18 protein-coding genes are annotated in these 16,495 nt (G+C 51.6%); 5 read left to right on the top strand and 13 right to left on the bottom strand.

Translation table 11 applies throughout. The annotated features are described in order from the left end of the window. Positions 1-174: 174 nt before the first annotated feature. On the bottom strand, positions 175-1,413 hold the full coding sequence (locus V3851_RS17130) for an IS110 family RNA-guided transposase (protein WP_331845814.1): 1,239 nt from the start codon (positions 1,411-1,413) through the stop codon (positions 175-177). A gap of 411 nt (positions 1,414-1,824) precedes the next feature. Here V3851_RS17130 and V3851_RS17125 point away from each other — a divergent pair, with 411 nt between their 5' ends. The 3 genes from V3851_RS17125 to V3851_RS17115 are packed head-to-tail and all read left to right on the top strand — an operon-like array spanning position 1,825 to position 2,869. Further along, entirely contained in the window at positions 1,825-2,259 is a 435-nt protein-coding gene (locus V3851_RS17125) for a YtxH domain-containing protein (RefSeq protein ID WP_331847772.1), read from the top strand. Positions 2,260-2,280: 21 nt separating this feature from the next. After that, the gene (locus tag V3851_RS17120; RefSeq protein WP_331847771.1) at positions 2,281-2,601 is read left to right on the top strand and encodes a DUF5665 domain-containing protein; all 321 of its coding nucleotides are present in this window, start codon (positions 2,281-2,283) and stop codon (positions 2,599-2,601) included. 43 nt (positions 2,602-2,644) lie between these two features. Further along, positions 2,645-2,869, top strand: coding sequence for a hypothetical protein (locus V3851_RS17115; protein WP_331847770.1), 225 nt, complete (start codon positions 2,645-2,647; stop codon positions 2,867-2,869). A gap of 65 nt (positions 2,870-2,934) precedes the next feature. On the opposite strand, the gene V3851_RS17110 is transcribed toward V3851_RS17115, so the two are convergent. The 11 genes from V3851_RS17110 to V3851_RS17060 form a co-directional block, all read right to left on the bottom strand. Next, a complete protein-coding gene (locus V3851_RS17110; RefSeq protein WP_331847769.1) occupies positions 2,935-3,909 on the bottom strand; it encodes a magnesium transporter CorA family protein in 975 nt (324 codons plus the stop codon). A 43-nt stretch (positions 3,910-3,952) separates the two neighbouring features. Further along, positions 3,953-4,726 (bottom strand): sigma-70 family RNA polymerase sigma factor, encoded by a 774-nt coding sequence (locus V3851_RS17105; protein ID WP_331847768.1) that lies wholly within the window; start codon positions 4,724-4,726, stop codon positions 3,953-3,955. Further along, complete coding sequence (gene rsbW / locus V3851_RS17100; RefSeq protein ID WP_331847767.1) at positions 4,723-5,175, bottom strand: anti-sigma B factor RsbW; 453 nt, start codon at positions 5,173-5,175, stop codon at positions 4,723-4,725. Before rsbW ends, V3851_RS17105 begins: the two co-directional genes overlap by 4 nt. A gap of 17 nt (positions 5,176-5,192) precedes the next feature. After that, positions 5,193-5,531 carry an STAS domain-containing protein gene (locus V3851_RS17095; RefSeq protein WP_331847766.1) on the bottom strand — a complete coding sequence of 113 codons (339 nt, stop codon included), beginning with the start codon at positions 5,529-5,531 and terminating at the stop codon, positions 5,193-5,195. A 139-nt stretch (positions 5,532-5,670) separates the two neighbouring features. Beyond that, positions 5,671-7,326 (bottom strand): response regulator, encoded by a 1,656-nt coding sequence (locus V3851_RS17090; protein WP_331847765.1) that lies wholly within the window; start codon positions 7,324-7,326, stop codon positions 5,671-5,673. A 19-nt stretch (positions 7,327-7,345) separates the two neighbouring features. Further along, positions 7,346-8,230: a CheR family methyltransferase gene (locus tag V3851_RS17085; RefSeq protein ID WP_331847764.1), complete on the bottom strand. Its 885-nt coding sequence runs from the start codon at positions 8,228-8,230 to the stop codon at positions 7,346-7,348. Between the two features lie 60 nt (positions 8,231-8,290). Next, complete coding sequence (locus V3851_RS17080) at positions 8,291-11,965, bottom strand: response regulator (RefSeq protein WP_331847763.1); 3,675 nt, start codon at positions 11,963-11,965, stop codon at positions 8,291-8,293. Continuing rightward, positions 11,962-13,131, bottom strand: coding sequence for a PP2C family protein-serine/threonine phosphatase (locus V3851_RS17075; RefSeq protein WP_331847762.1), 1,170 nt, complete (start codon positions 13,129-13,131; stop codon positions 11,962-11,964). The genes V3851_RS17080 and V3851_RS17075 overlap by 4 nt, the downstream gene beginning before the upstream one ends. 217 nt (positions 13,132-13,348) lie before the next feature. Continuing rightward, the gene (locus V3851_RS17070) at positions 13,349-13,693 is read right to left on the bottom strand and encodes a YflT domain-containing protein (RefSeq protein WP_331847761.1); all 345 of its coding nucleotides are present in this window, start codon (positions 13,691-13,693) and stop codon (positions 13,349-13,351) included. Positions 13,694-13,797: 104 nt separating this feature from the next. Further along, complete coding sequence (locus V3851_RS17065) at positions 13,798-14,331, bottom strand: hypothetical protein (RefSeq protein WP_331847760.1); 534 nt, start codon at positions 14,329-14,331, stop codon at positions 13,798-13,800. Positions 14,332-14,423: 92 nt separating this feature from the next. Then, positions 14,424-14,921 carry a DUF948 domain-containing protein gene (locus V3851_RS17060; protein ID WP_331847759.1) on the bottom strand — a complete coding sequence of 166 codons (498 nt, stop codon included), beginning with the start codon at positions 14,919-14,921 and terminating at the stop codon, positions 14,424-14,426. A gap of 209 nt (positions 14,922-15,130) precedes the next feature. Between V3851_RS17060 and V3851_RS17055 the strand changes: the two genes are divergently transcribed. Beyond that, entirely contained in the window at positions 15,131-15,295 is a 165-nt protein-coding gene (locus tag V3851_RS17055; protein WP_331847758.1) for a DUF1328 domain-containing protein, read from the top strand. A gap of 158 nt (positions 15,296-15,453) precedes the next feature. On the opposite strand, the gene V3851_RS17050 is transcribed toward V3851_RS17055, so the two are convergent. Further along, a complete protein-coding gene (locus tag V3851_RS17050) occupies positions 15,454-16,026 on the bottom strand; it encodes a hypothetical protein (protein ID WP_331847757.1) in 573 nt (190 codons plus the stop codon). Between the two features lie 125 nt (positions 16,027-16,151). On the opposite strand from V3851_RS17050, the gene V3851_RS17045 reads away from it, so the two are divergent. Beyond that, on the top strand, positions 16,152-16,478 hold the full coding sequence (locus V3851_RS17045; RefSeq protein WP_331847756.1) for a hypothetical protein: 327 nt from the start codon (positions 16,152-16,154) through the stop codon (positions 16,476-16,478). Positions 16,479-16,495: the final 17 nt, after the last annotated feature.

Genomic DNA, 16,495 nt, shown 5'->3' with positions numbered 1-16,495 from the left:
AAAGTCCAGCGGTATGATGTCAAGTCCCTGATTCGTGTAAATTGGAAAAAGTTTTGAGGGTAACCTCCTACGAGTCAGGAAAAAAGGCATCACGAAACTAACCCAGTTGAAAATGGCGAGTATTTACCAAAAAATAACTGGGAATTACCGTAGGGATTCAGCTAAAGGAGGCGGTCAATCCTTAGCCGCATTCACCTTCCTTCGAGGCGTGTAAATTTGGTCGTTGCGTAGCAGCACATCGACCAGCCGCACAAGTTTTCTTGCCGTTAAGACGAGGGCGCGTTTGTGTTGGTGCTTAGGTACTTCCTTGTATTTCTTCCGGTAGTAATCGCCGAATTCCGGATCGCGGTTCTTCACCGAGTTGGCAGCTTCAACAAGGTAATAGCGAAGGAATCGGTTGCCGGATTTAATGCGTTTCGTATCCTCTGCGTCGAACGCACCGGATTGATGCTTACGCCAGACGAGACCGGCGTATTTGGCAAGAGCGGCCTGGTCGTCAAATCGTGTAATGTCGCCGATCTCCGAGAGAATGCCGGCGGCGTACACGGGACCGATGCCCGGGATCGTCTGCAATGTATTTGGGATTCCGCTCAGGATGCGCTCAATGGCCTGATCGAGTTCCTTGATCTGCGCCTGGATGCTGCGGATCGACTGGATCGATGTACCGAGAATGAGATCGATAGAATCCTCAACCACCTTAGAGAGGCGGTAAGACGCTCTGGCAGCCTTCTGGATGCATTTGGCGACTCGCTCTGGATCAGGGAAGCGATTCTTCCCGTGGTCCTTGAGGTAATCTGCAAGATCCGCCACGTCCATAGCGACGATCTCGTCAAGGCTATACTTTTCGAGCAGGAGTTCCGTTATTGCATGACCGAAGACAGAGCTGTCGACTTCGGAGGTAAAGGCGCTGCACTTGTAAAACAGGTTCGTCAAGAAGTACTGCTTCTCTCGCGTCAGATTATGAACGAGGTGGAACCTCATTCGGGTTAGACGCTGGAGAGCGATGTACTGCTCCTGCATCACCATGGTCATCGGCAGACGGCCGAAACGAAGACGATCTGCAATGAGCCAAGCGTCAATGTGATCGTTCTTATCGAGGTCGACATACGCTTCTTTAAACTTCGTGATGAGCTTTGGGTTGATCGTAAACACTTTGGCTTTCCGCTTCTGAAGCGCTTCATCTTCGTGAAGAAACATGGCAAGATGCCAACTGTACACGGAAGTCGCTTCAAGGCCGATATGAATCTCTTTGGAGGGCAGCTTGTCCGCAACAGCGACGATTTGATCGCGTAGGTGCGAAGCGCCTTCCAGGTTATTGTCCACGGTGAACGACTGAAGCGTGTCGCCTTCGCCGTTCATCATGCAGACCTTTAAATCTTTGGAGCTCACGTCAATACCGACAAATAGCTTCAATGGAATTCCTCCTTTCGTGTGGGATTCAGGGACTGGACTTTTCGGCATGCCCCTAGCGCGCTCGCAGCTCAATCACCCTCGCATATGAGAACATCCTTCGATCCACGAGCTGCCTCGAAGCTGCTATCTTCGAGCGTGGGTTGCCGAAGGGAACAGCCAGCGGGTAAGAAGTTCAAACGAGACGCCAGGGAAACAGACTTTTTATGTAGACGGTGCTACAGGAGTGAAAAGAGTTTCCCCGAATGATCCCTAAGGAATATTTTCTAGGGGCATCCCGAAAAGTCCAGTCCCAATATTCATTTTTCAAAGAACAACAAGCTGGAAATTTTAAAGGCTCGCTCCAGTCCCCTAAGGGACTGGAAATCCTTTAGAAGTTGGCTACAAAACATATGATACGAGGAGCGATGGATTATGAATAAAGCGGAAACGGAACATCCGGTGCAAAGCGGCGGCACGTTTACGAAAGGGCTGGTGATTGGAGCGCTGCTCGGCGCCGCGGCCGCGCTGCTGTATGCCCCTAAACCGGGCCGGGAGCTGCGCAGCGATCTATCCGATAAACTCAGCGTCGCCACGGACAAATCCAAGGAACTTGCCGCGACCACCTATGAAAAGGGGGCCGAGCTGGCCAAGAATGTGGTGTCCAAAACCACGGATTTGGCCAAAACCGTCGGCGAAAGCGCCGGAAGCATCGTATCCAGCGTAAAGGAGGCTTCGGCCGACGTATCCGGTGAGATCAAGCAAGGAGCCGGGGAGATCGCCAAGGAAACAAGCAAGAAGGCGGATGACGTGAAGGATGAGCTGAAAAAGACATCGGACGAAACAAAGCGGGAAATCGGATCGATGTAACAAATCGAGGAGGAAGCGCTTATGGCTCGCTTGAATCCTTACGATACAAAGGAACATCCTTTTGAATTGAGGCATGAAGTGAAGCGGCTGAACGGCAGACTCGACAGCATTGCCGACATGCTGGAGAAGGCGGATTTCAAAGATATTTTGGAAAACTATACGAATCCGAAAAAACGCGTGGTCACCAACTTCATGGCCGGTCTTTCCCGCGGGCTCGGATTGAGCGTCGGCACCTTCGTGATTCTGGGCTTGCTCGGCTGGGTCCTCAGCCTGTTCGTCGATTTGCCGATGGTGGGCGACTATATTAAAAGTCTGCAGGATTACATTCAATCCCAGCCTTGATGGAAAACTAAGATCACAGCCAACATGAAGGGTGTGGTATAGGATGATTCACAAAGATCCGGAAGAGGAGCAGCAGAAATACGTGGAGAAGCAAATCCGCGAAGCCCGTGAGGGCGAGTATCCGGAACATAAGGAAATCTCCGCCGCGGAGAACGGTTCCATGGTCAATGACATGGAGGACTTGCGTCAGCTCGGTGAGGATATGGAGGACATGGCGACCGGCAGCGAAGACCGCAAGCGCGGACTCCAATCGGACCCGGAGCAATAAACAAGACAAACCCAAAAAACCTGAACGGTTAAATCAAACCGTTCAGGTTTTTTGCTGGAACCCGGCTACAGATTGGAATCCTCCTCATCCACCTCCAGCAGATCTCCAGTCCAGCCCTTCGCTTTAATCCAGAAATAAAACCCGGCTGTCACGAACAAAATCAGCGCGGTGATAAACAGGAAGCCGACGAACCCCTCGTTTACCCAAGGCAGGAAATCGAAATTCATTCCCCATACCGCGCCGATGACGGTCGCGGGGGTAAACACCGCGGTAAGGATCGTCAGGGTCTTCATGATATCATTGCCGCGGAATGCCGAAACGGCGTCGTCGATCGATATTAAGGTGTCGATTTCTTTTTCATAGTGGTCGAAGAGCCCGCTCATCCGTTCCGCCCGGTGCAGAAAGCGCTTGAAGGGCACGCTCTCGTCCATCCCCTCCAGGTAAGCCTCCCTGGCCGCCGTGACCAGCTCCAGAAACGGAATAAACAGATTGGACCAATACAAAAGCTCAAAGCGGGCGTTCAGGATTTGATCCATGAGGTTTTTCCGGTTGCGCTTCTTCATGATCTCTTCCACTCGTCTAAGCTTGCGCTCAAACCGGTCCATACCGGTATGAAAATAATGAAGGATGGCCCGCATAATCACAAACATGCCGTCGATGGGCCGCGGGTAGGATAGCAGCATCTCTTTATGCTCGGGTTGCTCCAGTACTTTAAAGGTGTCGTCGTCCAGATTGATCGTGACCAAAATCTCCTTGCCGACAAAGAAATGCATCAGCACGCAGTCTCCGGCCCCGTTCTTGATCTCTTCCCGGGCAGAATAAAGCAGGGAGCCGAAAAGGATCGGCTCCCTGCCATCCGGAAATCTGACGGATAAATAATTGGTTTCTGCCTCAGGAAGCATGTCCAGCCATTCCTTTACGCAGGGATGATCGCTGTATAAGCGCCGGACTTCGGGACTGTCCCATCGGTCGACTGTAAGATCGATCCAGGACCAGCCTTGGCGGCTTTGCCTGACCGCCGTTGTTCTCCTGTCATCCATGGAACCATGCTCCTTCGAACGAATTAGTTGTGGTTTAGTCTTGTTACATTGAATTGGAATTGGACATGATCTGCTTCAGCTTCTCGGTCGCCCGCTTTTGAATCCGGGATACGCTCATTTGGGACACGCCCAGCTTTTGCGCAATCGCGCGCTGGGATTGGCCCTCCTGGAAGGCGAGCAGAAGCACCTGCTGCTCCTGATCCTTAAGCTGGCTGAGCGCCTTTTGCAAATCCATCCGCTTCTCAACGGTGTCATAATCGTCCGCATCCGAGCTGATCAGCTCGCCCAGCGTTGCGGCACTTTCCTCTTGGGATAAAGGGGAGTCGAGGGAAACATAGTGGTAGCATTCTCTCCCGGCCAGCACTTCGACCGTTTCTTCCACGGACAGCTCGAGGTAATCGGCGATTTCCTTGACATCGGGCGAGCGCTCGAGCTTTACGGTCAAATCGTCGATCGCATGCTGCACCAGGGCCCCCTTCTCCTTGATCCGTCGCGGAACCTGGATATACCAGGACTTGTCCCGCAGGAAGTTTTTCATATGGCCGATCATGCTCTTCATCGCATAGGGCTCGAAGGGGATCCCCATTTCGATATCGTACTGCTGGAGCAAGCGGATCAGAGCCATTTGTCCGACCTGGTACAAATCCTCGTACAGATCGGGCCGGTTGCGGGCGATTTTGCCCGCCGCCATTTTAACCATCGGCTCGTATTTCTGAATCAGGACGGTGGCGATCTCGTTGTCCTTGGTTTGCTGGTATTCCCAGATTAATCTGGTGGATTCATTTAAAGACTCGGGGGGAGTCAATTTATCCGTCATACTTTCTCCTCGCTCTTCACCAAGCGACGTAACATGACCACCTTCGTCCCTTTTCCGGCTTCATTCTCGACGCGAACCTCATCCATCAGCGCCTCCATGAGATAGAAGCCAAGCCCGCCGATCGGGGCATCATTCAAATCCTTATCGTGCAATCCGGCGCGTTCACCGGCCATTCCCCACGCGTCAAAGCTCTCCCCTTCATCTCTGACCGAAATGGACAAGGCGTCGCCGATGATTTCAAAGGTAACCTCCATCGTTCCATCGCTGTCTTTGTACGCATACAAGACCGAATTGTTGCATGCCTCGGAGACGGCCACCTTCATGTCTTCGATCTCTTCATAGGAGAAACCCATCATGGAAGCTATCCCGTATAAATTCAACCTGACTATATCGACGTACTCCGCAGTTGCCGGCAAACTGACTACGACTTTCTGTACTTCCTCAATCATTGTTACTCTATCCTTTCCTATTGGGAGTTCTCCTGTGTGGCAAAAAACTTCGCAATTCCGGTCATGTCGAACAGCTTTTGAATTTGCTCCGGCACTTCCTGCACCAGGAAATCGGCCTTCATGCCGTGCCTTGTTTTCAGGATCGACAGCAAAATGCCGATGCCGGTGCTATCGATATATTTCAGATCTTTCAGATTGATCACCAGGTCCTGCTTGTCGTTGAGAGCCAAAGGCTCCATCACCTGGCGAAAATCAGGAGCGACGGACAAGTCCAACTCACCGCGTAAAAATACTGTGCATGTACCGTCCTCCACTTGCGACGTAGCGGTAAACTTTTCGTTCTTATTTGTATTCATAGACACTCTCTCCTGAAATAATGTTTTCTTTATAAGAAAAACGTCTATCGACGTATTTCTTGCGGCTATAGAATGGTTCAGCTCCGCTGAAAACTAAGAATTCTATAGTCTTAAATAACCCGCCACAGCTGCGTCTGAATCAGCGGATCGAAGTTTTTGCGATAATATGATTGGTATATTTGGATATTAATGACTTGACTGAACTCAATTTCAACGGTTTGCTGATATAACCGTCCATCCCCGCTTCCAGGCATTTCGCCTTGATCCCGTCCATTACATTGGCCGTCATCGCGATAATCTTCGGTCCGCCTTCGTTCTTCCGCTGGAATTCCCGAATTTGCCTCGTCGCCTCCAAACCGTCCATTACAGGCATCTGCAAATCCATGAAAATAAAGTCATAGAACCGCTGGGAGGCAAGCTTCACCGCCTGCATCCCGTCCTCGGCGATTTCGGGCTCGTATCCCAGCTTTCTAAGCATGCTGACCATCAGCCGTTGGTTGACGGGATGATCATCGACGACCAGCATCCGCTCCTTGCTTCCGATCCGCCCGGGAAAGTCCTGTTCCTCCGGACATAAGACCGGCTCTTTGGCCGCGGCCTCTTCACAGGATCTCGCCTTAATCGTAAAGACAAACGTAGCGCCTTTCTCTTCCAGAGGCTCAACGCGGATCGTCCCGCCCATCATATGGACGAGGGTCTGACAGATCGCCAGTCCCAGCCCGGTGCCGCCGTATTTCCGCGTCATAGACGAATCCAGCTGCGAGAACGGCTTGAATAGGCGGTTTACTTTGTCCGGGGCGATCCCGATGCCCGTATCCTTCACCGTAAATTCAAGCATATCCTCTCCGTCTTCCGCTTCCTTTCGGGTCACGATCAGATAGATTCCGCCCTGATCGGTAAATTTCATGGCGTTGGCGATCAGGTTAATAAGCACTTGCCGGAGCCGGGCCATATCCCCGTACAGCACCGCCGGAACCCGTTCATCGATGAACTGGACAAGCTCAAGGCCCTTTCTGCCGGCATCGAGCGAGAACAGATTGATCACATCCTGGATCGCATCTCTCAGCTCGAACGGGCTTTCTTCCAGCTCCATTTTGCCGGATTCCATTTTGGTAAAATCGAGAATGTCGTTGATGATCGCAACTAGGGTATCGGCGCTGCCCCGGATAATTTCGGCATAATCCTTCTGTTCTTCCTTCAGTTCCGTCTCCAACAGCAAATCGATCATCCCGATAACGCCGTTCATCGGCGTGCGAATTTCATGGCTCATCATGGCCAGAAATTCCGTCTTGGCTTTCGCCGCGATTTCGGCAGCCTCTTTGGCTTTAACCAGCTCTTCATTGATGCGTTCGAGTTCCAGCGTTTTTTGCTGGAGCAAAGCGCTCTGAGTCTTAAGCCGCTGATTGGTTAAGTACATGTCCACAAAGCCTTCGATCTTTGATTTCAAAATTTGCGGAATAAACGGTTTTACCATGTAATCGATCGCCCCGGCGGAATATCCCGCGAACAGATGCTCCGCCTCCTTGCTGTTGGCGGATATAAAAATGATCGGAATATCCTTCGTCTTATCCCGGGCCTTGATCAGTTTCGCGGTTTCGATCCCGTCAAGGCCGGGCATTTGAACGTCAAGCACGATCACGGCAAACTCGTCCTTCAGCAAATACCTCAGGGCTTCTTCTCCAGAAGTCGCTTTGACCAGTATATATTGTTCGCTTTCCAGAACCGCTTCCAAGGCCATCAGGTTCTCGGGGCGGTCATCGACCAGCAAGATATGAATCGGTTCCTGGGCCTCCATGGTTTCCTCCCGCTATCCTTCATTTGATCTTACGATAAATCTTTTCCACCCGATCCAGAGGCTCATAACAATCGGAATAATCGGTAAAATGAATGGATTCCTTCGCCCCCAGCACCAGTACGCCGAAATGGCTCAGACTTTCATGGAACAGGGAATGTACCCGGTTCCTTAAAGTCTCGTCGAAATAAATCATGACATTCCGGCAAAAGATCACATTGAATTCGTTAAACGATTGGTCGGTAGCCAGATTATGTTCGGCAAAGATCATGTTTTTGCGCAAAAAGGGCTGAAAAATGACCGAATTATATTTCGCCGTGTAATACTCAGAGAACGAGCGGGTTCCACCCGCCTCCTGATAATTTTTGGTGTACTGCTTCATTTTTTGAATCCCGAAGACCCCTTCCTTGGCTACTTGCAGGGATCTTCCGTTCATATCCGTAGCGTAAATCCTCGCTTTATCGTAAAGCCCTTCCTCATGGAGCAGAATCGCCATCGAATAGACTTCCTCCCCGGTGGAACAACCCGCATGCCAAATACGGATATACGGGTACGTTCTGAGCATCGGGACCACCTTTTCGCGAAATGCCCGGAATAAAGGAGGGTCCCGGAACATCTCCGTTACCGGGATCGACAGGCTGAACACCAGACGCTCGAAGCAGGCGCGGTCATGCAGCACCTTCTCCTGCAGGCCGGAAATCGTTGTCACCTGTTCGGCATGCACCTGATGCCATATTCGTCTCCGTAACGAAGGAAGGGCATAATTGCGGAAATCATATCCGTAGAGCCGGTGAACCCCTTCGAGCAGCAGCTCGATTTCCAGCAGCTCCCGCTCGCTTTCGGGCGGCTGGACAGGGGATTCCTGATCCGCGAAATCCGTTAATTCCGAAAAATCACTGGTTGTCATAGGTTCAACTCCGATTATTTAAACTGGGGCGCTTTATTACTTTTTACCCTTTCCGTCTGTTTACGAATACAGCCATACTCGCATTAACGATAATAATTGATCCGTTTGAATCGGTTTTTTGATATAGTCGGACGCCCCCGCTTCGATGCATTTCGAGCGGTCGTCTTTCATCGCTTTCGCGGTCAGGGCGATAATCGGCAGCTTGGCGTACTGCGGCATTTGCCGGATTTGACGCATCGCCTCGTAACCGTCCATCTCCGGCATCATCATATCCATCAGCACCATGTCGAAGTCGTTTTGCTCTTTCAGATAATCGATCGCCTCTCTGCCGTTTTCGGCGTACACCACGCTCATCCGGTAGCCCTCAAGGACGCTGGATAAGGCGAATACGTTTCTGACATCGTCATCCACCAGCAATATTTTCTTGCCTTCAAATAGCTCTTCTTTATTGTGCAGCTTTTGCAGTATCCGCCGCTTGTCCTCGGGCAGGTCGGCTTCGACCCGATGGAGGAACAGCGTCGTTTCGTCCAACAGCCGTTCGGGGGATTTGACATCCTTAATGATGATCGACTCGGCATATTTTCTCAGCCGCATCTCTTCCTGCTTATCGAGATCCTTGCCCGTATAAATAATGATCGGCAAATCGTTCAAATTCTCGTCGTCGCGGATTTGGTCGAGCAAATCGAAACCGCTGATATCGCTCAAGATCAAATCCAGCACCATGCAATCGTAATGCTTTTCGCTCAAGGCCTCGAGAGCTTCGCGGCCGGTGGAAGCCGCAGTAATCACGACGTCGTCATGGCCGATCAATTCGATGATGGAGTTCCGTTGAACATCGTCGTCCTCCACCACCAGCAGATGCTTAAGGCTCTTCTCGGTAAACGATTCGATATGGGAGAACGCCCGCTCCAGATGCTCTCTTGTCGAAGGCTTGCGCAGATAGGCGATCGCCCCCATCATGAGCCCCTGCTTGGCCTCGTCGACCACCGAAATGACATGCACCGGAATATGTCTCGTCTCGGCGCTGCTCTTCAGTTCGTTCAGGATGGACCAGCCGTCCATCACCGGCAGTTGAATGTCGAGAATAATCGCGTCCGGAAGATATTCCCTCGCCAGTCTGAGGCCGATATCCCCTTGCAGGGCAACCAATGTCTTGAATCCGTGACTCCGTGACATATCCAGCAGTACTTTCGCGAAATGAACGTCATCCTCGATAATCAGCATGACCTTGTCCCCCGATTCAAGCTCGTTGCGGTCGTCTTCGATCGGGCTTTCCTTGGCGGCCGTCTCTTCCGCCGGAAGAGTATAAGCCGCGTTCTTGCCGAAATAAGGGGCGCTTGCCGTGCCTGCGGCAGCGGAAGCAGCGGCCTCCTTATCGGCGAGGAACAACCCGGACGGAGCTTCCTTCGGCAGATACAGGGTAAAGAGGCTGCCTTCGCCAACGATGGACCGGGCGGCAATCGTACCTCCGAGCAACCCGGCCAGCCCCTGGCTGATCGACAGGCCCAACCCTGTACCGCCGTATTTGCGGCTCGTCGTACCGTCGACCTGCTGGAACGCTTCGAAGATGATATCCATCTTGTCTTCGGGAATGCCGATCCCGGTATCCTGCACGTCCAGCTTCAAATATTCGCGGGATTTGTCGAGCGCTTCGGGAAGTTCCTCCTGTGCGGCCGTACCGATGCGAAGCGAAACCTCGCCCCGGCTTGTAAACTTGAACGCATTGGACATCAGGTTGCGCAGGATCTGCTTCACCCGGTAGCCGTCCGTCTGGATCTGCTTCGGCAAATTCTCGTCCAGCTCGATGCGCAGCTTGATATTTCCGCTCTGCGCAACCGGGCCGAAATTTTGCTCGGCAAATCTTTGCAGATCCTTAAGCTCGACCGTTTCCTTGTTGATTTCCATCTTGCCTGCATCGACCTTGGACAAGTCGAGGATTTCGTCGATCATCTTCAACAGATCGGCGCCGGACATATGAATCGTGTGCGCGTATTCGATTTGTTTTTCCGTGAGATTGCTTTCTTTGTTCTCATATAATAACTGGGAAAGTATCAGCAGGCTGTTCAGCGGCGTCCGCAGTTCATGCGACATATTGGCCAAAAACTCCGATTTGTACTTGCTGGTAACCGCCAGTTGCGCCGCATGCCGCTCCAGTTCGGCCTTCGTCTTTTCGATTTCGTTGTTCTTCTCCTCGACCTCCTGGACCTGTTCTTCCAAAGCCCGGGTCTTGGCGATCAGCTCAGTGTTGAAATGCTCCAGCTCCTCCTGCTGCCGCTGCAGCAGCTCTTCGGAGCGCTTCAGCGCCACCGTCTGTTTCTCCATGCTTTCGTTGGATCTGCGCAATTCTTCCTGCTGAGTTTGCAGTTCTTCCGATTGGACCTGGAGTTCCTCGGTCAAAGCCTGCGATTCCCGGAGCAGCTCCTCCACGCGCAGACGGCGGGCTATATTGTTCAGAATGATCCCCAAATTAAGCGATAATTCCGACAGCAGCTTTTCTTCCAGTCCAGTGAAGGGGTCAAAGCCGGCAAACTCCACGACCCCAAGCAGTTCCTCTTCAAAGGTCACCGGGTAAATCAGAATATGGGCCGGTTTCGATTCTCCGAGCGCGGAGCGGACCGTCAAGTAATCTTTAGGCGCTTCCCGCAAGGAGATCGGTTTCTTGTCCAATGCGGATTGTCCGATCAGCCCTTCGCCGAGGCGGAACGACTCCGCCGACTTCATATCGCCGTTGCCGGCGTATGTTCCCGCCAGATAGAGCCGGTCCGGATTCCTGTCCTCATACCGGATATACATTGCCCCATAGTGCGCTCCAAGCACGGGCGTAAACTCGCTGATAAACATTTGCGAGACCTGCTCCAGCGAATTGATTCCGTGCAGCAGCTCTGTAATCCGGGCCAGGTTGGAGGAGACCCAATTCTGGTCGTTCTGCAGTTGCATATATTTTTGTTCGGCCTCCTGCTTCTCCCGCAGATCTTCCGACATCTCCCGGAATACCCTGGCCGCTTCCCCGATTTCATCCTTGGTCGGAACGGGCACTTCTTGAATGGCGGCCAGCTCGTCCTTTCCGAAGTGGCGCATCATCGTATTGACCGCATTCAGCCCGCGGGCGATGCTCGGCAGCACCCACAGCACGACTCCGAGGCCGAGCAGTAATCCGATCGTCATGGTAAGCACCATCAGGCGAATCGATCTTTCGTAAGCTCCCCCCGCTATGGCCACGGCCTCATCGATCTGGGCGTTATAGAACTCGCGCATATCGTTGAGCTTGTCCAGAAGCGCATCCTGCACATTCTGTCCGGTCGATAACCGGTATTCGTTGGCGGTATCGTAATCCCCTTCGTTCAGCAGATTCAGGACCCGATTCTTGTAATCGGCGAAATCGCCGATAGCATTGTCCGTCTCGCTGATAATCCGTTGTTCCTCCGCAGTGGACATTCTGCTCTTGATTAATTCATAGTATTCCAGAGCCGACTCGTTCATCGTTTCCAGCGAGGCTAAATGCGAAGAAGTATAATCGCCGTCTCTGGCTTGCAGCATGTTCGTCAAAGTCCGGGCGAGATCGTTATATTCACCGCGCATCGCGGTCGCATTTTTGATAATTTCGTATTTATTGACGTATATATTGTCCAATTCTTCTTTCATATATTTAAGGCGATCGTAACTCGTAAAAGTCAGCGCCAGCAGGATAACCATCAGCGAGCCGAATCCGATCACCAGTTTGCTTCGGAGCTTCATTCCTTGCTTTCTCCCCCTTTTAATGAGATCCATACGAGGCATTTATCATCCTCCCGTTCCGCGGATAACGCTTCGTCGAGCAGCAGACGCTCCATCTCTTCCTTCTGAAAAAGATGGCCCCCGTGCAGCTTCCGCTTCAGCCAATCCAATTGCTCTTCCTGTGTTCCTTCCACCGCTTCGGTCAAACCGTCGGTATAAAGCACAAGATGGCCCTCCTGTTCGTAGGATATTGTCTGGGTCTGAGCCTCGATTTTGTCGAATAACCCGACAGGCGGGCAAACCGCGTTGAGCTGGGCTACCGGAGCGTCCCCATGGTAAAAGAGCGCCGGAGGATGGCCTGCGTTGACGTAGTCGATCTTTTTGTATTTGGTGTCCACGACCAGATAAATGGCCGTAAAATAATACTGAACCAGTTGGCTGTCGATATACAGCATATTGAATCTCCGGTTTAGCTCCTGGATGACTTTCTCCGGTTCAACATACGTACTCACGGTGTCTTTCAAAACGGAGGCGATAAACATGCAGAATAAAGACGAGGAGATGCCGTGACCCATCATATCCAGCAAAATAATGCCGTATCTTCCGTCGCCGAGCGGATACCAGGAATACAAATCACCCGCAAGTTCGGAAGACGGTCTATACAATGCGTCAATTTCAAAAAGCGCGTCATGAATCGGCGGACTTAACACGGCGTTTTGGATGAGCGCGGCCAGCTTTAATTCTTCCTGGATCCGCTGATCCCGCTCCTTATGCCAATCCTTCTCCTGCTTCAGGCGCAAGGCCAGGCGAATTCTCGCCATCAGTTCCACTTTGTTGATCGGCTTGGTGACGTAATCGACCGCCCCCGCGTCCAGCGCTTCGGCCAGCTTCTTGGAATCGCCCACCGCGGTGACCATAATGATAGGAATATCCTTCAAATTATCGTATTGCTGCAGCAGACGACAGGCTTCAATCCCGTCCATCTCCGGCATCATCATATCCAGCAAGATAAGATCGATATCCGAGGCGGGCGGATCGGCCGGTTCGCCGGGACTTGAGACTCCCAGTCGTTCGAACATTCCCCGGGCTGAGGACGCTTCTACCGTATCGCTATAATCTTCTTTCTTTAAAATTTCCCGGATTATAATGATGTTTGTCGGATTGTCGTCAACGATTAGTATTTTCATAGAACTCTCCTTAAAACCATCTTAAAATTATGGCGAAATCCATAATTCATCCTTGCTAACTAGGATAACATGTTTTCACCCTTCTCGATAAAATTTGGCAATATTCCGCTGCTTTAGGCAGGTTTTCACAACCATCCAAAAACATAGATAAGGAATGGGAGCATATCCCTCCCATTCCTTATCTATAATTTGAATTTACCCGGCTCTTTTGCAACGATCAATCCGGCTTTCTGGCGATGACCAGCACTTTACCGAGATCCAGCTCTTTTTCATAGAAGGCGGCTTCGCTTTCCGTGAAGCCCAGGGAAGCGATTTTGGCCCGCAGCTCATCGCCGCGGGAGCGGAACAAATTGGCGATGGCCGTAAAGACGCCCTCTTCCTGCAGCCCAATCTCATTCGCGTCGGCCGCGTCGGCAATCCGGTCGCTTCGCTCCTGGTCATGGGCAAGCACATAAATATCTTCAGCCGCATATCCGGCGGCATGCAGCTCCTTCACCGTTTCCACGGCATGTACACCGTTTTGAACTACCTTGGCATAAGATTTGCTGTCAATCGTACTCATGACGTCACTCTCCTATCCTAGAATAGTTATTCAACGCGTAATACTAGTGTTTATTACCCGCCCGACCGGCGGGTGAAACACTTTGATATTTTTATTTAATGGGCTTAGGATGCCGCTTCATCAAAGAGATCTGCACCGGTGATTTTACCCGACAACGGGTCCCTGTATATTTTCAAAGCCGCATTACCGCGCATGTAAACATCCCCGTCTTCCGCCACATAATCGGGCTCGCCGAGAAAATGACGCAGCCAGAACTTGTCCAGCGGAATTGAAATGCCGTTAAGGATGATCTTATCGGGAGATGAACCGGTATGCACATAATAAACGACCCCTTCATACAACCCGACCGTCAGCTTGCCGTAACGGCATTCCGTAAAGCCGGTATAAGGGTCCTTCTCGACGGCATCCGGCTTCCCTTTTTTGTTCAGCACACTTTCGAGATTATCGCTCAAGGAGATATCCCCCATGGAGTCGAAGGACCGCAAAGGCGGAGCCTTTTGTTCCTCCGGCGTTTGGGCGGGAGCCGGAATCCGCCACAGGGCCGGCTGCGCCGCCGGTTCCGTCGGCAGGTCGATAGCGGCCTGCATCTCTCCGGCCAAAGGAGAAAGAAGTCCCAACAGCAACAGCAATGCTTTCATCATTAGTCCCACCCTTTCAGATGATTGCGAATGCCCGGCGGCTTATTATCCATTAAGTCCTTATCTCTTCCGTGCTCTATGTACCATTCCGGTTAAGAACGGTATTTCTGCCATACGCTGGCGGCGATGTCCACCCATTTGACCCATCCCGCCGGCTTGTCAGCCGCGTCGGTCTTATATCCCGAAGCGGTCGATTCGGCCTCGTTCGCCGCTTGAACCGCGGCGTTTTGCGGCTGGACACTCGCCGTGCTATGACGCTTTGGCTGGCTTTTGATCCGGTCGATAAAAGCCGTGGACACCTGTTTGGCCGCCAGGGTTACCTCGTTTAGGACATCGCCCACATTTTTTACCGATTCAAGGACCGGGTCGATTTGTTCCATTTTATGCTGCAAGTCCCCGGTGATATCGTTGGCTTGCCGGACTACATTCTTTACCTCGTAACTGAGTTCGTCGATCGTTTTCTGGACTTCCTGCAAAGTTTGCGTCGTTTTGTCCAGTGATTTTTCGGCCGCCTTCAACGTTTTGATCAGGAAGATAACGAGTACGGCAAATGCTACGGCGATTAGTGCAACGCTTAGTTCCCAGATCATATACGCGTCCCTCTCTTTCTGTACGAATCATTCGATATTTCATAGTTACCCTAAGCCATAGGGCCCGAAACAAGGCTCCGCTTACGTGAAGATCGCTGCTGTTTCAAGCCGAAAAGCCCGGGTTAATGAAAGCTACGAGCGAAGGTGGTTCACTCTTGGCTTCCTAGTTACACTATACAATAATTTATTATGAAGGGAAGATGATTCTCATGTTGAAATGGTCGTTGATCTTTCTGGTCATCGCTCTGATCGCCGGGATATTCGGATTCTTCAATATTGTGGCTGCCGCCGCCTCGATCGCCAAAGTGCTGTTCTTCATATTCCTCGTCTTGTTCATCATTTCTCTCTTCACAGGTAGAAGCCGATCATTATAATCCACCTGGGAATGTTGGACTAAACCAAGCCCTGAAGGTACAAAAAAGAGGCCGGTCCCGGTTGTTGCCGGGGCTGGCCTCATTGCCTGTTAAGAACCCCGGTCTTTCACAAAGACCGGGGTTTACTTTCGAACCGGATAAACTGTATTTTGCAGGAATTATAATAGATCCAAATATCTCGCCACTTCCAGCCAATCAAGCGCAAATTCCATCTTGACCGATTTCCCCGGGAAGCTCATATCTTTCACTTCAACGATATCCGGAAGATATGTTCCAAAGTCAATCACAATCGGCTCCAAGCCGAACGCGTCCGGCGTCAGCGACAAGTTGCGCACCGCCAAAGACTCCGGGGTCAGCGTAAGTCCTCCTCCGGTGTATTCCATACGGTAATCCGCCGCCACTCCCGCATCAAGCGCCCCCCAAGCCAGGTTGAGATCCGCCGTGAGATGCTCTCCGTTAAGATGAAACTCGGCCCCCGTGATTTGAACCGGCAATGTGTGCTCGGCGATATATTCGTTCAATTCCCGCTTTGCAAGTTGATTGAGCTCCTGCTCCGAAAGCGTGAGTTCCGCTTTGCGGGTCTCCGCCATATGACGCAGCTTGTCCTTCCAGGAAATATCGGAATATTGCAGATCCAGGTTCTCGGCAGGACGGATATACAGTAAAGCCGCAGCAAGAAACAAAACGACCGCCAGAAGCAAGAAACCGATAACCAGCCTGCGTTTCCCCATAACCGTAACCCTCCTTTCCGGGACTTCATTAAAATTTTTTACTGGAAAATGATTCTTAAGTTGCTTGACTGTTTATTACATGTATACGAACACATTCCAAATCGTTATTAAGGAGGAAACAAATCATGAAAAAGCTTGCAACTCTTTCCGCAGCCGTTATTCTTTCCGCCGCTTTCGCTACGGGAGCATCGGCGGCTCCTGTCGAAGATGTGGTCGCTCCCGAAGTGGAAGAACCGATTGTGGAAGCCGAAGACGTCGTCATTGCCCCGAACCCGATCGAGCTGTTGGAAATCACCTATATTTACGGGGCTCCGCAAGGCGATGCAATCAGTGCGCTGGCGCCTCAAATGGTTCATCCTACCGGCTCCATAGTCGGCGACTGGGTGGAAATTTATACTTGGCTCGGAACGACATGGATCTACCTGCCGGGTTATGTTCCATCTTACCTCTAATTTATAAGAGGATGCCC

Origin of the sequence: Paenibacillus haidiansis (assembly GCF_036553665.1) — a bacterium.
In the GTDB taxonomy this organism is placed as follows: domain Bacteria; phylum Bacillota; class Bacilli; order Paenibacillales; family Paenibacillaceae; genus Fontibacillus; species Fontibacillus haidiansis.
Note: the sequence above shows the minus strand (reverse complement) of the source record. Positions and strands in the feature narration are given on the sequence as shown.

What these genes read in the sequence shown, in the direction of transcription:
- V3851_RS17125 (WP_331847772.1), top strand. Translation starts at nt 1,825, where the DNA reads ATGAATAAAGCGGAAACGGAACATCCGGTGCAAAGCGGCGGCACGTTT.
- V3851_RS17120 (WP_331847771.1), top strand. Translation starts at nt 2,281, where the DNA reads ATGGCTCGCTTGAATCCTTACGATACAAAGGAACATCCTTTTGAATTG.
- V3851_RS17115 (WP_331847770.1), top strand. Translation starts at nt 2,645, where the DNA reads ATGATTCACAAAGATCCGGAAGAGGAGCAGCAGAAATACGTGGAGAAG.
- V3851_RS17110 (WP_331847769.1), bottom strand. Translation starts at nt 3,909, where the DNA reads ATGGATGACAGGAGAACAACGGCGGTCAGGCAAAGCCGCCAAGGCTGG.
- V3851_RS17105 (WP_331847768.1), bottom strand. Translation starts at nt 4,726, where the DNA reads ATGACGGATAAATTGACTCCCCCCGAGTCTTTAAATGAATCCACCAGA.
- rsbW (WP_331847767.1), bottom strand. Translation starts at nt 5,175, where the DNA reads ATGATTGAGGAAGTACAGAAAGTCGTAGTCAGTTTGCCGGCAACTGCG.
- V3851_RS17095 (WP_331847766.1), bottom strand. Translation starts at nt 5,531, where the DNA reads ATGAATACAAATAAGAACGAAAAGTTTACCGCTACGTCGCAAGTGGAG.
- V3851_RS17090 (WP_331847765.1), bottom strand. Translation starts at nt 7,326, where the DNA reads ATGGAGGCCCAGGAACCGATTCATATCTTGCTGGTCGATGACCGCCCC.
- V3851_RS17085 (WP_331847764.1), bottom strand. Translation starts at nt 8,230, where the DNA reads ATGACAACCAGTGATTTTTCGGAATTAACGGATTTCGCGGATCAGGAA.
- V3851_RS17080 (WP_331847763.1), bottom strand. Translation starts at nt 11,965, where the DNA reads ATGAAGCTCCGAAGCAAACTGGTGATCGGATTCGGCTCGCTGATGGTT.
- V3851_RS17075 (WP_331847762.1), bottom strand. Translation starts at nt 13,131, where the DNA reads ATGAAAATACTAATCGTTGACGACAATCCGACAAACATCATTATAATC.
- V3851_RS17070 (WP_331847761.1), bottom strand. Translation starts at nt 13,693, where the DNA reads ATGAGTACGATTGACAGCAAATCTTATGCCAAGGTAGTTCAAAACGGT.
- V3851_RS17065 (WP_331847760.1), bottom strand. Translation starts at nt 14,331, where the DNA reads ATGAAAGCATTGCTGTTGCTGTTGGGACTTCTTTCTCCTTTGGCCGGA.
- V3851_RS17060 (WP_331847759.1), bottom strand. Translation starts at nt 14,921, where the DNA reads ATGATCTGGGAACTAAGCGTTGCACTAATCGCCGTAGCATTTGCCGTA.
- V3851_RS17055 (WP_331847758.1), top strand. Translation starts at nt 15,131, where the DNA reads ATGTTGAAATGGTCGTTGATCTTTCTGGTCATCGCTCTGATCGCCGGG.
- V3851_RS17050 (WP_331847757.1), bottom strand. Translation starts at nt 16,026, where the DNA reads ATGGGGAAACGCAGGCTGGTTATCGGTTTCTTGCTTCTGGCGGTCGTT.
- V3851_RS17045 (WP_331847756.1), top strand. Translation starts at nt 16,152, where the DNA reads ATGAAAAAGCTTGCAACTCTTTCCGCAGCCGTTATTCTTTCCGCCGCT.